Here is a 13,014-nt window from a genome sequence, read left to right as displayed (position 1 = left end):
CTGCTACGTTCTCGAACGCCAGTCGTACTCCGAACGGAGTCAGGGAACCCGGTGCGAATCCGGGACTGACGCGCAGCGGTGAGGGTGACGGGCGGGGCACTTTGCCACTGGATCATTGCGATCCGGGAAGGCGCCTCGTCTGGGTGATCCCGAGTCCGAAGACCTGCTGGCCGTGGACGACAACGTCCGCGTGATCTGTCCAACAGGCCTCGCGACAAAGGTCTCGACATGAGATGAGAACTCATGATGCGCATTTCCCGACCCCTGGCGACCCTTGCCTCCGTCTCGCTCCTCACGGCACTCACCGCCTGCGCGGGTGCTCCGAGCGAGGAGAAGGCGGCGTCCCCGCAGGGCGGCTACCCGCTCGAGGTCACCACCTGTGGCTTCACCTCCACCCTCGACGCCCGCCCCACCCGGGCGATCACGATGAACCAGGGCGCGACCGAGGTCGCGCTCGCCCTGGGCGTCGAGGACCAGCTCGTCGGCACGGGCTACATCGACGACGCGGTCCCCGCGAAGTGGAAGGCGGCCTACGACGCGGTGCCGGTGCTCTCCGACCAGTACCCCGACCACGAGACCGTGATCAACGCGAAGCCCGACTTCATCTACGGCTCCTACATCAGTGCGTACGACGACGAGGCCGCCGGTTCGCAGGAGCAGCTCGAGAAGCTGGGCATCGCCTCGATGACCTCGCTCTTCGGGTGCGGTGACGGCGACGCCAAGCCGGAGGGCGGCACCACGTTCGAGACGGTCTGGGACGAGGTCGACCTGGTGGCGAGGGCGTTCGGCGTCCCGGAACGGGCGGAAGCCATCCGCACCGCACAGTCGGAGGTGCTGGAGGAACTGGAGGCCGAGAAGCCCGGCGCCGGCATCGACGTCTTCTGGTACGACTCGGGTGACAAGACGCCGTACGTCGGCACCGGCGAGGGTGGCCCGCAGCTGATCCTCGATGCGGTCGGTGCGACCAACGTGTTCGCGGACATCCCGCACGGCTGGACCGATGTCGCGTGGGAGAAGGTCATCGCGGCCGACCCCGATGTCATCGTCCTCGCCGACGCCTCGTGGTCCACGGCGAAGGAGAAGATCGCCTACCTCAGGAACGACCCGGTGCTCAGCAAGATGCGCGCCGTGAAGGCCGGGGCCTTCGTGGCGCTGCCGTTCTCGGAGACCACGCCCGGGGTCCGCCTCGCCGATGGTGCCGTCAACGTCGGTGGGCAGCTCGACAAGCTGCCGCGCTGATGTCCGTGGCACTCGCGTCGCGCCGGGCCAGCGGGCCCGGCGCGACGGGTGGCCTGCTCGCGGTCGGCCTGGGTGCGCTGCTCGTCGCCGTACTCGTGGTCACGGTGGTGATGGGCGTCGGGATCGGCTCGGTGCCCATCCCGACGTCGACCGTGCTCGAGGTCATCGCGCAACGCTTCGGTCTCGGTGGGGACGTGTCCCTGCTCGACGACCAGATCGTCTGGCAGTTGCGGATGCCGCGCGTGCTCGGGGCCGCGGCCACGGGTGCGGCCCTGGCGCTCGTCGGCGTGGTGCTGCAGTCGTTGACCCGCAACGACCTCGCCGACCCCTACCTGCTCGGCATCTCCGGCGGTGCGGCTGTCGGCGCGGTCAGCGTGCTGGTGCTCGGGGTGTCGGTCGGCGGCCTGCTCGCCACCACGATGCTCACTCTCGGCTCGTTCCTCGGCGCGCTCGGTGCGCTGGTCGCGGTCCTCCTGCTGGCCACCGGCCGGGCGGGGGACCTGCCACCGGCGCGCACCGTGCTGGCCGGTGTGGCGGTCGGGCAGGTGTGCGCGGCGTACACGTCGTTCGTCACCATCATGAGTGGCGACCACGACGCCGCTCGCCGCGTGCTCGCCTGGACGATGGGGTCACTGGCCGGGCTGCGCTGGGACTCGGCGATCCTGTTGCTGGTCGTCGCCGTGGTCGCGTCGGTCGCAGTCCTTGCGTTCACCTCGGACCTCGACGCCTTCGCGTTCGGGGAGTCGGCGGCCAGCTCGCTGGGTGTCTCGGTCAACCGGACCCGCTGGATCCTGCTCACGGGTACGGCGCTCGTCACCGCCAGCCTGGTGGCCTACACCGGTGCCATCGGCTTCATCGGTCTCGTGGTGCCGCACGTCGTGCGGTTGCTGGTGGGACCGAGCCACCGTCGGCTGCTGCCGTTGAGCGCACTGGTCGGGGCGATCCTGCTGGTGTGGGCCGATACGGCGGCCCGGTCGATCATCGACGGCCAGGAGATCCCGATCGGCGTGGTCACGGCCGTGCTCGGTGCCCCGGTGTTCGCCGTACTGCTTCGACGGGAGCGTGCGCGATGAGGGCAGAATCGATCACGTGGGGCGTGCCGGAACGCACGATCCTCCGCAACGTGTCGCTGGAGTGCCCGCCGGGCACCGTGACCGGACTGCTCGGTCCGAACGGCTCGGGCAAGACCTCGCTGCTGCACGTCCTCGCGGGGCTGCGTCGCCCGGACGCCGGCCAGGTGCACCTCGGTGAGGAGAGCCTCCACCGGCTCCCTGCCCGCGACCGGGCCCGCAGGGTGGCGGTGCTCGAGCAGCACTCGGTCACCGGGCTGGACCTGCAGGTGCGCCAGGTGATCGAGCTCGGACGGATCCCGCACCGCGGCCGGTGGCCCGCGTCGCGCACCGAGGGGCGGGATGCGATCGCCCGGGCCGTCCGGCTGGCCGAGGTCGGCGACCTGCTCGACCGGAGGTGGCAGACCCTGTCCGGTGGGGAGCGCCAGCGGGTCCAGCTCGCCCGCGCGCTGGCGCAGGAGCCGGAGATCCTGATCCTCGACGAGCCGACGAACCACCTCGACCTGGGTCACCAGATCGACTTCCTCACCACGGTGCGGCGACTGGGGCTGACGGTGGTCGCGGCGCTGCACGACCTCGACCTGGCAGCCGCGTTCTGTGACCAGCTGGTGCTGCTCCAGGACGGCGCGGTCGTGGCGGCGGGGGCCGCCGCGGACGTGCTGACCCCGGCCACGATCCAGCGGGTCTACGGGGTGCAGACCTCGGTCGGCCCGCACCCGGAGTCGGGCCGGCTCCACGTCGTGTGGCACCACCGGGAGCGCACCGCGCCTGAGTCAGACGTTCACTCAGACGGTTCGGTGTCGCACTCGACCTTCGGGTTCACGCCGAAGTAGTTCAGCGGGCCGGCCACGATGGTCAGCGCGGTGTCGCTGAACGTCTTGCAGTTCACCTCGCGGTCGTCGCTGAAGTAGCCGCGCTGGACCGCGGCCAGCACGCCGAAGACCAGCCAGATCACCACCACGATGCCGCCGATGCCTGATGTCTGTCGCATGTTGACCTCCTCGGGTCTGCCGTCGCCCCTGCGGTACCCAGAAGAGCCGGGTTCAGCGCGAGGGCACGGTTCTCAGTCGCGGTGGCCGAGGAGCGTGTTCAGGTCACCGACCGCGCCGAGGTGGCCGAGCTTCTCCGGGTTGAGGAGGTTGCCGAGTCCGACGATCCGTCCGGCGTCGACATCGATCGTCATCACGCACAGGAGCGCGCCGTCGGCGTCGCGGGTGCGCAGTGCCGGTTGGCCGTTGGCCTGCACCAGGTCGAGGAGGACGCCGAACCGGTCGCCCTGACGCACGAGGCCGAGCAGGAAGCGGGCCACGGCCAGCGCGCCCACCATCGGCTTCTGGATCGCCGGTGCCCGGCCGCCGCCGTCGCCGACGAACACGACGTCCTCGGCGAGCAACCGCTCGAGGCCGGCCAGGTCGCCGTCGTTCATCGCGGCGAGGAACTCCGAGGCCAGCCGGTCGCGGTCTTCGTGGGTCGCCTCGAAGCGCGGCTTGCCGTCGTTGATCCGCCTCTTTGCACGGGCGAAGATCTGTCGGCAGTTCGCCTCGCTCTTGTCGACGACGTCCGCGATCTCTGCGTATTCGTAGCCGATGACGTCGCGCAGCACGAACACCGCACGCTCCACCGGTGAGAGTGCCTCGAGCAGCACGAGGAAGGCCGTCGACACCGTTTCGTCCAGCACGATGCGGTGCGCCGGGTCGGCGTCGTCGGAGTCGACGATCGGCTCCGGCAGCCAGGGGCCGACGTACTGCTCCCGACGGACGCGGGCCGAGCGCAAGGTGTCGATGGCGAGCCGGGTGGTGACGGTGGTGGCGTACGCGTCGAGGTTGTCCACGCCCTCCAGGGAACTGCGGTGGAGACGGAGGAAGGCGTCCTGGACGACGTCCTCGGCCTCCACGACGCTGCCGAGCATCCGGTAGGCGATCGAGAACATCAGCGGGCGCAGTTCGTCGTGCGCCAGGGCGAGATCCGTCATCGTCCGGCCAAGACTAGCCAAGAACTTCCAGGGACTTGTCACACCTGACAGGCCTGTCCCGTCGAAGGGGTACAAGCCCCCAACCGAAGGGAAAAGGATCATGCGAATCTTCATTGCCGGTGCCACCGGAGCGCTGGGAAGCCGCCTCGTGCCCCTGCTGGCCGAAGCCGGCCACGAGGTGTTCGGCTCGAGCCGCAACGAGGCCGGCCGCGCCGCCGTCGATGCCCTGGGCGCCATCGGGATCGTGATGGACCCGCTCGACGCGGACAGCGTGCGCGCCGCTGTCGCCGAGGCGAAGCCCGACGTCGTCGTCCACCAGCTCACCGCGCTGAGCGCGCTCTCGGGAAACATGAAGAAGTGGGACCAGGACTTCGCGATGACGAACCGGCTGCGGATCGAGGGCACGGACCACCTGATCGCGGCCGCTCGGGAGTCCGGTGTCCGACGCTTCGTCGCGCAGAGCTACGGCGGGCACTGGACCAACGAGCGCGCCGGTGGGTGGGTCAAGACCGAGGACGACCCGCTCGTGGCGGACCCCGGCAAGGAGGCGCGGGAGACGCTGCGCGCCATCAAGCACGTCGAGGAGGTCGTCACCGCGGCGCCCGGTATCGAGGGCGTGGTTCTTCGCTACGGCAACTTCTACGGCCCGGGCAACGCCCTGTCGCGTGACGGCGAGATGGGGGAGATGGTGCGGCGTGCGAAGTTCCCGGTGGTCGGCGGTGGGGCGGGGGTGTGGTCGTGGATCCACATCGACGACGCCGCTGCCGCGACGGTGGCCGCGATCGAACGGGGAGCCGCGGGCATCTACAACGTCGTCGACGACGACCCCGCGCCCGTCGCCGAGTGGCTGCCCTACCTGGCCGAGCAGCTCGACGGCAAGTTGCCGATGAGGTTGCCGGCCTGGCTGGCCCGGCCGCTGATCGGCCAGTTCGGGCTGGCCCTGATGACCACCGTGCGGGGGTCGTCGAACGCGAAGGCCAAGCGCGAGCTGGTCTGGGCGCCGCGCTACACGAGCTGGCGCGAGGGGTTCCGGACCGGGATCGGCTGATCGTCTGCGGGACGGTGCCACCAGGGGAGTGAGAGCAGCGCGGCGATCCCGGCACCTGCAGTGTTGAGGAGGATGTCGTCCACCGACGACACACGGTCGAGTCGAAGCAGGTACTGCGCCGACTCGATCAGCGCCGAGCAGCACCCCGCGAGCACGACGATCCGTGGCAGTGACGCCAACGACCGGAACCGCAGTGGGACGAAGAAGCCCAGTGCCGAGAGCAGCACGAGGTTGCCGACGACCTGGATCTCGGACATCGTCTCGAGGTCGCGCAACGGCACGAGGCTCACGGCGCCCGTGACCAGCCCCGCCTGGTTGCCGGGCAACATCGTCATCCAGACCCACGGCACCGTCCCGTAGACGATTCCCACGTCGGCCAGCGCCGTGCGCCAGGCCCACCTGGTCGGCGTACCGGTGAGGACGCGCAGACGGGCCAGGGCCCAGATCCCCAGCAGGGCAAGGGGAAACAGGGCGACGGCGCCGAAGGCGATACCCGTCGCCGTACCAAGGATGTCGTGCACTCCGGGTCCTCTCACTGCTGCAACCTCGGGTCCTCGGTCGGGTCGGCGTACGGGCGCGGACACCCGATCTCGGTGGCTTCCGGCCGCAGCTCGAAGTGCCACGGCTCGTTGCGGTAGATCTGGCAGAGGCCGTACGACGACCCGTGGCGTGCCAGCCAGCTCGTGGCCTCACCCTGGGAGATGTCGACGGCGTCACCGGAGACGTGCGCGGAGGTCTCCGGGGTGGCCACCCAGCGGGCCGCCTCCTCGCGGGAGCCGTACTTGTCGACAGCGTCGTCGAGCAGCTGCTCCTGGTACGCCTCGGAGCGCCAGCCGCTGTTGACCTGGAAGGCGATGCCGGCGCCGGCCGCATCGTCCGCGGCGTCGCGCAGCGCCTGCAGCAGGTCGGGATCGAGGTTGGCCACGGCCGGGTAGTCGTCGTCGAAGACGGTCACGCCGTCAGGGAGCTCACCGCCGTCCTCACCCAGGGCGCCGTCGTCGCCACCGAGGAAGGCGTCGAACGGGGTCGTGATGGTGGAAGCGGTGGAGCCCAGCACCTGCTGGCTCAGCGGGACCGCGATCGCTGCGGTGAGCACGATCGTCCCGACCGCGATGGTCTTGGCGTAGTTCATGCGTCCAGCCAAGGCAATGCGGCGTTGCCGGCCCGTATGCGGTTTTCGATATGTCGGCGATATGCGCGTGCTCGTAGCATCGGCATTGCCATGCGCGTGCTGATCGTCGAGGACGAACCCCTGCTTGCAGTTGCCATCCGCGATGGCCTGCGCCTGGAGGCGATCGCTGCCGACATCGCCGGCGACGGCGACACGGCACTGGAACTGCTGGGCATCAACACCTACGACATCGCGGTCCTCGACCGCGACATCCCCGGTCCGTCGGGCGACGAGGTCGCCGAGCGCATCGTCGCGTCCGGAAGCGGGATGCCGATCCTGATGCTCACCGCCGCCGACCGGCTCGACGACAAGGCCACCGGCTTCGAGCTCGGCGCGGACGACTACCTCACCAAGCCCTTCGACCTGCGTGAGCTGGTGCTCCGGCTGCGGGCGCTCGATCGTCGGCGAGCCCACAACCGGCCGCCCGTCAGCGAGATCGCCGGCCTGCGGCTCGACCCGTTCCGCCGCGAGGTCTACCGCGACGGTCGGTACGTCGCGCTCACCCGCAAGCAGTTCGCCGTCCTCGAGGTCCTGGTCGGGGCAGAGGGAGGCGTGATCAGCGCCGAGGAGCTGCTGGAGCGGGCGTGGGACGAGAACGCCGACCCGTTCACCAACGCCGTACGGATCACCGTGTCGTCGCTGCGCAAGCGGCTCGGTGAACCGTGGCTGATCGCGACGGTGCCCGGGGTCGGCTACCGGATCGACACCACTCCGTCGACCGCTGAAGGAGCTGGCAGTGCGTAGGTCGCCGGGCCTGAGCGTGCGGCTCAAGCTGACCCTCAGCTATGCCGGGTTCCTGATGGTGGCCGGGACGCTGCTGCTCGCGGTGGTGTGGGTGTTCCTGCTGCGCTACGTGCCGGAGGTGACCAGCACCGGGGGCGGATTCGTCGTCCCCGATCGGTCCTCCCCACAGCCCGCCTTCATCCCGAACCGGTCCGACCTCGAACGCGCATTCGTGCCCAAGGCAGCGATCGCGCTCGGCTGCATGCTGCTGTTCGGGCTTGTCGGTGGATGGATCCTCGCCGGCCGCATGCTCGCGCCACTGAACCGGATCACCCGCGCCACGCGACAGGCCACGACCGGCTCGCTCTCCCACCGGATCCAGATGGAGGGGCGCAACGACGAGTTCCGCCAGCTCGCGGACGACTTCGACGCCATGCTCGCGCGCCTCGAGGCGCATGTCGCCGAGCAACAGCGCTTCGCCGCGAATGCGTCGCACGAGCTGCGCACGCCGCTGACGATCACCCAGACCCTGCTCGAGGTCGCCCGCAACGAACCGACCCGCAACGTCGACGAGCTCATCGACCGGCTGCACCACGTCAACGCGCGCGCGATCGACCTCACCGAGGCGCTGCTGATGCTCAGCCGCGCCGACCAGCAGGCCTTCGCCCGCGGCGCCGTCGACCTCTCACTCGCTGCCGAGGAGGCAACGGAGACGCTGCTCCCGCTCGCCGAGAAGCGTGGGACCACCATCGAGACGTCCGGCGACCAGGCACTGACCACCGGCTCGCAGGCGCTCCTCCTGCAGATGACGACGAACCTCGTGCACAACGCGATCGTGCACAACCTGCCCGAGTCCGGGGCGGTGTGGGTACGAACCGGCGCACATCGGGCGGGCGTCGTACTCACGGTCGAGAGCACGGGAGAGAAGCTCACCCCTCAACTGGTGGCGACCCTCGTCGAGCCCTTCCAGCGCGGGAACCAGCGGATCCGTACCGACCACGCCGGCATCGGCCTGGGACTGGCCATCGTCCAGAGCATCGTGAAGGCGCACGACGGCACGCTCACCCTGACGCCGCGCCCCGAGGGCGGGCTGGTCGTCAGCGTGGTGCTGCCTTCGGCGACGGGCTAGTCAGGACCCGAGCAGCGCCTTCATCGCGTCGATCTCGGCCTGCTGGGTCTCGATGATCGTCTCGGCGAGGTCGCGTGCGTCGGGGTGTTCGCCCGTGGACTCCTCGTCGCGGGCCATCTCGATGGCGCCCTCGTGGTGCTCGATCATCAGCTGCAGCCACCTCCGTTCGAATTCCTCGCCCTGAGCGGCGTCGAGATCGTCCAGGTCCTCGGCACTGACCATGCCGGGCATGTCGGAGTCCACTGCCATCTCGTCGTCGCTGTGCGCGTTGGCGTGGTCGCGCATGGTCTCGGGGATGGGCTGGCCCCAGTCGGTCAGCCAGTCGACCATAGTCTCGATCTCGGGACCCTGGGCGAGCCGGATCTGTTCGGCCAAGGTGGTCAGCTCGAGGGACGCGTCGGCATCGACCAGGTCGACCATCGACAGGGCCTGGGCGTGGTGCTGGATCATGTCGGTCGCGAAGTCGACATCGGCCTGGTTGAAGTCCTCGCTCTCCGCGATGCTGGAGGAGGGGTGGTCAGCGCCGTGCTCCGGGTCGTCTGAACAGGCGGCGAGGCTGAGCGACACCGCCACCAGAAGGGCCAGGACGTTCTTGTTCATGGTGCTGGTTCTCCCCGGGTGGTGGTCGCGTCCGTCAGAAGGCCTGCGGGCCGATCCGCTCCACCGCGACGAAGACAGCGAGCGCCAGCAGGACGACGGTGAACGCGACGCTCGGCCACTCGTTGCGGCGGGTGTGGGTGATCGCCGCGCCGGCCATCGTGACGGCCAGGCCGATGGCCGCGGCCGGGACCAGCCAGGTGGCGACGTCGAAGGCGCCCGGCAGGATCAGGCCGAGGGCGCCGGCGACCTCCGCTGCGCCGATGAGCTTGATCGTCCCCGGAGAGAACGACTCGGCCCAACCCATCTTCGGGTCAGCGAGGATCTGTTCCTTGGACTTGGCCAGCTTCATGGTGCCGGCCATGAGGAACAGCGCGGCCAGCAGGCCCGAGACGATCCAGACGACGACGTTCAACGCAGGCTCCTTCGGTGGAACTCGAATGTTCCGGTCACCGTCGAGGCTAGTGGACGTGTCTACGACTCCGTCGGCTCGCCGGGTCCGTCGGCGTGCGTGAGGTCGTAGGCACGCGCGACCTTCTGCGGCACCACCATCCGCCAGGCGTCGACGACGAGCTCGCGTGCCTCGACCGGGTCCAGCGCCGCCAGGCTCGCGTGCACCCAGTGGAAGCGCAGGTCCGACTCCGACGGCAGCTGGAACTTGTGCGGATCGCCTGCGACCAGCGCGGCCCGTTCCTCCTTGGGGAAGGCGAAGCCCATCACCGTCTCGTCGAGGGAGAAGGCGGCGTACACGATCTGCTTGACCCGGAACTTCAGGCGGTTGCGCACGTACACCTCGTAGGAGCGCTCGAGCTCGGAGCCCAGCGCTCGTACGTCCTCGATCACGGCCATGGTGGACCCAGCCTCTCGCGTTTTTGGTCGTTCGAAAACAGGGCTTGACCCTGACGCAGCGTCAACCCTTGAGGGTGGTCGCATGAACCAGACAGCAACCGCCATCGACGTCGTCGGGCTGCGCAAGGCGTACGGCGACCACACCGTCCTCGACGGCGTCGACATCGCCGTGGCCGAGGGCACGGTCTACGCCCTGCTCGGCCCCAACGGCGCCGGCAAGACCACCATCGTCCGCATCCTCTCCACCCTCACCACCGCCGACGGGGGCTCCGCCCGCGTCGCCGGGTACGACGTCCGCACCCAGTCGGACGACGTACGACGATCGATCGGGGTGACCGGGCAGTTCTCCGCCATCGACGAGCTGCTCACCGGCCGGGAGAACGTCCGGTTGATGGCCGACCTGGCGCACCTGCCCCGGCGGGAGGCAGCGGCGCGCGCGGCCGAGCTGCTCGAACGCTTCGGCCTGACCGACGCGGCTGACCGGCGTGCGGCGACGTACTCCGGCGGCATGAAGCGGCGGCTCGACCTGGCCATGACGCTGGTGAGCCGACCGCAGCTGATCTTCCTCGACGAGCCGACGACGGGCCTGGATCCGCGCAGCCGCCGGGACCTGTGGCAGATCGTGCGCGAGCTCCTCACCGAAGGGGTGACGGTCTTCCTCACCACCCAGTACCTCGAGGAGGCCGACCAGCTCGCCCACCAAGTGGGGCTGCTCGACAACGGCCGGCTGGTCGCCGAGGGGACACCGGCCGAGCTCAAGGCACTGGCGGGAGGGGAGACGCTCGACGACGTCTTCCTCGCCCTAACCGGTCATCCGGCCACCCCGGCCACCGACCTCGACAGCAACGACGACACCAAGGAGCCGGTCCGATGACGACGCTCGCCCTCACCGCCCGCGACTCGATCACCATGCTGCGCCGCAACCTCAAGCACATGGTCCGTTACCCGTCGCTCACGATCATGCTGATCGCGCAGCCGGTCCTGTTCCTGCTGCTGTTCGTCTATGTCTTCGGCGGCACCATGGGCGCCGGGCTGCCCGGTGGCGGCGACCGCGACGACTACCTCGCCTACGTGTCGCCCGCGATCCTGCTGGTGACCGTGTCCTCGGTCGCGCTCAGCATCGCGATCTATGCCGCGAAGGACGCCACCGAGGGGATCATCGACCGGTTCCGCACGATGCCGATCGCGAAGTCGTCCGTGTTGACCGGTCTCGTCCTGGCCGCACTGGTGCAGACCGTCCTGGCTGTGACGGTGGTGCTGGCGATCGCGGTCGCGCTGGGCTGGCGCCCCGACGCCGGTCCCGTGGGCTGGCTCGGTGCGATCGGCGTCCTGACGCTGCTGGCCATCGCGCTCACCTGGCTCTGCGTCGCCCTCGGCCTCGTTGCGGACAGCGTGGAGACGGCCAGCAACACCCCGATGTTCCTGGTGCTGCTGCCGTTCATCTCCAGCGCGTTCGTACCCACCGATTCCATGTCGACCGGGCTGGCCTGGGTGGCGGAGAACCAGCCCTTCACCCCGATCATCGACACCCTCCGCGCCTGCTTCGACGGTCGTGCCCCGGGCGCCGACCTGGCGTGGGCGATCGCCTGGTGCGTGCTGATCACCGTGCTCAGCTTCGCGTGGGCACGCCGACTCTTCGCCCGGGCTCAGGCACGCTGATCCCATGCTGACGATCGGTGAGCTGGCGTCGTACGCCGGAGTGACGGTGCGCGCCGTACGCCACTATCACGCGAAGGGCCTGATGCCGGAGCCTGAACGCAATCACTCCGGCTACCGGCGGTACGACGCCAGGGCGGTCGCCGACCTGATCAAGATCCGCACGCTGGCGGAGGCCGGCGTGCCCCTGGCCAGGGTCCAGGAGCTGCTCGCCGCCGACCCTGACGAGTTCGCGGTCGCGGTCACCGACATCGACCAGCGGTTGCGGGCCGAGATCCGCGAACGCCAGCGGCACCGCGAGCGGATCGCCCAGCTCGCGGCCGGTGACAACCTCGCGCTGCCGCCCGAAGCCGTGGCCTACCTCGACCGGCTGCGGGCAGCGGGGGTCTCGGAGCGCCTGATCGAGGGCGAGCGCGACGCGTGGATCCTCGTCGCTGCGCAGCTCCCGGAGCACATGCCGCTCTTCATGGAGCTCAAGGGCAACCAGCTGGACGACCCCGTGGTCGCCGACTTCTACGGCGACCTCGACGAAGCCCTCGAATGGGCGCCCGACGACCCGCGCCTCCCCGCGTTCGCCGACCGGATGGTGTCGATGTTCGAGGCCAGCGAGGAGACCGACCTCGAGGAGTGGGAGGCCTTCGAGCTCCCCAACGACCTCGTCGAGCTGCTCGACTCGGTGTTCCTCGACGCCGTGCCCCTGGCCCGCACGTTGCTCGGGCTCCTCGAGGAGCGCGGCTGGACCGGGTGGACGAAGCTGGAGCGCATCTGAGTGGCTCAGGGTGGGGCTACGAACGGGCCTTGTCCCGGCGACGTTCCAGCTTGGTCAGGAGTTGGGTGAGCTCGGCTTCCCACTCCAGCTCTCGTTCAGCTGCCCACTGAGCCTCCTCCTCGGCGCCGATCTCAGGCGGCAACTGGAGGTTCTCGATCCCGGCCAGCAGGGCGTCGTAGCGGAGGTAGAACTGATACGAGTGGCCGTGGTCGCCGAGTCCGTCGAGGTTGGGCCGGTCTGCTGTGGCTCCGCTCGCCCACCGCTGTCGCTGTTCGCGGGGCCACATGAACTCCAGCACCAGACGGTCGACACCATCCACCTGGTCGTCGTACCGCTCGAAAAGCGACGCCAGTGTGGCGAGATCGTCGATGCCCGCGAAGTAGCCGATGGCCATCGGCAGCTCAGCGAAGTCCTTGGTCTTTCTGGCCGTTCGACCGTGCAGGCGTTGCTTGACCCACGCTGCCACCGCAGGGGCTGCGGCCCCTGTCGTGTCCCAGCGCCGCAGCAGCATCAGGGCGACGCACTGGTTGTGCAGGTTCCGCTCCTTGAGCGCCCGCGCATACAGGTGCACGTGGTCCGCGGCCGACCGGTGAGCACCGAGAGTTTGCAGCGCGACGTCGCGCTCCGAACCCGACGTCTTCGTCGAGCCATCGACGATCGGGATCAGCACCGCCAATGTGCGGTTGCCACCGACCCGGCCAAGGTTGGCCATGAGGTGCTCGCGCTCCGACGCCGATCCGAACGGCAGAACGGACAGGATGCGATCCTCCAGGTCCGCGCCCACGGGGCCC

At 69.6% G+C, this 13,014-nt stretch carries 17 protein-coding genes and 1 riboswitch; of the genes, 9 read left to right on the top strand and 8 right to left on the bottom strand.

All coding sequences use genetic code 11. The features are described 5' to 3' along the window. Positions 1-2: 2 nt before the first annotated feature. A riboswitch (cobalamin riboswitch) is annotated at positions 3-186 on the top strand. Positions 187-243: 57 nt separating this feature from the next. The 3 genes from ACOACQ_RS15600 to ACOACQ_RS15590 all read left to right on the top strand — a co-directional run bounded on the left by ACOACQ_RS15600 (position 244) and on the right by ACOACQ_RS15590 (position 3,142). Next, positions 244-1,239, top strand: coding sequence for an ABC transporter substrate-binding protein (locus tag ACOACQ_RS15600; RefSeq protein WP_420288711.1), 996 nt, complete (start codon positions 244-246; stop codon positions 1,237-1,239). 110 nt (positions 1,240-1,349) lie between these two features. Then, the gene (locus ACOACQ_RS15595) at positions 1,350-2,312 is read left to right on the top strand and encodes a FecCD family ABC transporter permease (RefSeq protein WP_420288820.1); all 963 of its coding nucleotides are present in this window, start codon (positions 1,350-1,352) and stop codon (positions 2,310-2,312) included. After that, positions 2,309-3,142 (top strand): ABC transporter ATP-binding protein, encoded by an 834-nt coding sequence (locus tag ACOACQ_RS15590; protein ID WP_420288710.1) that lies wholly within the window; start codon positions 2,309-2,311, stop codon positions 3,140-3,142. The genes ACOACQ_RS15595 and ACOACQ_RS15590 overlap by 4 nt, the downstream gene beginning before the upstream one ends. Here ACOACQ_RS15590 and ACOACQ_RS15585 read toward each other — a convergent pair. Both ACOACQ_RS15585 and ACOACQ_RS15580 read right to left on the bottom strand, forming a co-directional pair. Then, positions 3,091-3,300 (bottom strand): hypothetical protein, encoded by a 210-nt coding sequence (locus ACOACQ_RS15585; RefSeq protein ID WP_378597576.1) that lies wholly within the window; start codon positions 3,298-3,300, stop codon positions 3,091-3,093. The genes ACOACQ_RS15590 and ACOACQ_RS15585 overlap by 52 nt on opposite strands. Before the next feature lie 72 nt (positions 3,301-3,372). Continuing rightward, entirely contained in the window at positions 3,373-4,281 is a 909-nt protein-coding gene (locus tag ACOACQ_RS15580) for an RNA polymerase sigma-70 factor (protein WP_420288709.1), read from the bottom strand. A gap of 100 nt (positions 4,282-4,381) precedes the next feature. On the opposite strand from ACOACQ_RS15580, the gene ACOACQ_RS15575 reads away from it, so the two are divergent. Continuing rightward, positions 4,382-5,329 (top strand): NAD-dependent epimerase/dehydratase family protein, encoded by a 948-nt coding sequence (locus ACOACQ_RS15575; protein ID WP_420288708.1) that lies wholly within the window; start codon positions 4,382-4,384, stop codon positions 5,327-5,329. Here the strand turns inward: ACOACQ_RS15575 and ACOACQ_RS15570 are convergent. Together ACOACQ_RS15570 and ACOACQ_RS15565 are read right to left on the bottom strand one after the other, a co-directional pair. Further along, positions 5,287-5,865, bottom strand: coding sequence for a VanZ family protein (locus ACOACQ_RS15570; protein WP_378597573.1), 579 nt, complete (start codon positions 5,863-5,865; stop codon positions 5,287-5,289). The genes ACOACQ_RS15575 and ACOACQ_RS15570 overlap by 43 nt on opposite strands. Further along, the gene (locus ACOACQ_RS15565) at positions 5,862-6,461 is read right to left on the bottom strand and encodes a M15 family metallopeptidase (protein ID WP_378597572.1); all 600 of its coding nucleotides are present in this window, start codon (positions 6,459-6,461) and stop codon (positions 5,862-5,864) included. Before ACOACQ_RS15565 ends, ACOACQ_RS15570 begins: the two co-directional genes overlap by 4 nt. Positions 6,462-6,551: 90 nt before the next feature. Here ACOACQ_RS15565 and ACOACQ_RS15560 point away from each other — a divergent pair, with 90 nt between their 5' ends. Beyond that, the gene (locus ACOACQ_RS15560; protein WP_378597571.1) at positions 6,552-7,244 is read left to right on the top strand and encodes a response regulator transcription factor; all 693 of its coding nucleotides are present in this window, start codon (positions 6,552-6,554) and stop codon (positions 7,242-7,244) included. After that, complete coding sequence (locus ACOACQ_RS15555; RefSeq protein ID WP_420288707.1) at positions 7,237-8,352, top strand: sensor histidine kinase; 1,116 nt, start codon at positions 7,237-7,239, stop codon at positions 8,350-8,352. The genes ACOACQ_RS15560 and ACOACQ_RS15555 overlap by 8 nt, the downstream gene beginning before the upstream one ends. Here ACOACQ_RS15555 and ACOACQ_RS15550 read toward each other — a convergent pair whose 3' ends face one another. The 3 genes from ACOACQ_RS15550 to ACOACQ_RS15540 are packed head-to-tail and all read right to left on the bottom strand — an operon-like array spanning position 8,353 to position 9,798. Next, positions 8,353-8,952, bottom strand: coding sequence for a DUF305 domain-containing protein (locus tag ACOACQ_RS15550; protein WP_378597566.1), 600 nt, complete (start codon positions 8,950-8,952; stop codon positions 8,353-8,355). Between the two features lie 34 nt (positions 8,953-8,986). After that, positions 8,987-9,364 carry a DoxX family protein gene (locus tag ACOACQ_RS15545; protein ID WP_378597565.1) on the bottom strand — a complete coding sequence of 126 codons (378 nt, stop codon included), beginning with the start codon at positions 9,362-9,364 and terminating at the stop codon, positions 8,987-8,989. A 59-nt stretch (positions 9,365-9,423) separates the two neighbouring features. After that, complete coding sequence (locus tag ACOACQ_RS15540; RefSeq protein WP_378597564.1) at positions 9,424-9,798, bottom strand: MmcQ/YjbR family DNA-binding protein; 375 nt, start codon at positions 9,796-9,798, stop codon at positions 9,424-9,426. Between the two features lie 82 nt (positions 9,799-9,880). Here ACOACQ_RS15540 and ACOACQ_RS15535 point away from each other — a divergent pair, with 82 nt between their 5' ends. Genes ACOACQ_RS15535 through ACOACQ_RS15525 form a run of 3 tightly spaced genes read left to right on the top strand, consistent with a single transcriptional unit; the run spans position 9,881 to position 12,223 of the window. Next, positions 9,881-10,672 (top strand): ABC transporter ATP-binding protein, encoded by a 792-nt coding sequence (locus tag ACOACQ_RS15535; RefSeq protein ID WP_420288706.1) that lies wholly within the window; start codon positions 9,881-9,883, stop codon positions 10,670-10,672. Continuing rightward, positions 10,669-11,457, top strand: coding sequence for an ABC transporter permease (locus ACOACQ_RS15530; RefSeq protein ID WP_378595904.1), 789 nt, complete (start codon positions 10,669-10,671; stop codon positions 11,455-11,457). Before ACOACQ_RS15535 ends, ACOACQ_RS15530 begins: the two co-directional genes overlap by 4 nt. 4 nt (positions 11,458-11,461) lie before the next feature. Next, positions 11,462-12,223, top strand: a complete 762-nt coding sequence (locus ACOACQ_RS15525; protein WP_420288705.1) for a MerR family transcriptional regulator — start codon at positions 11,462-11,464, stop codon at positions 12,221-12,223. 16 nt (positions 12,224-12,239) lie between these two features. On the opposite strand, the gene ACOACQ_RS15520 is transcribed toward ACOACQ_RS15525, so the two are convergent. Next, positions 12,240-13,007: a hypothetical protein gene (locus tag ACOACQ_RS15520; RefSeq protein WP_378595906.1), complete on the bottom strand. Its 768-nt coding sequence runs from the start codon at positions 13,005-13,007 to the stop codon at positions 12,240-12,242. Between the last annotated feature and the right edge of the window lie 7 nt (positions 13,008-13,014).

The sequence above is a fragment of the Nocardioides sp. CPCC 206347 genome, from assembly GCF_048654605.1.
Classification (GTDB): Bacteria; Actinomycetota; Actinomycetes; order Propionibacteriales; family Nocardioidaceae; genus Nocardioides.
This window is presented reverse-complemented; position numbering and strand designations above follow the sequence as displayed.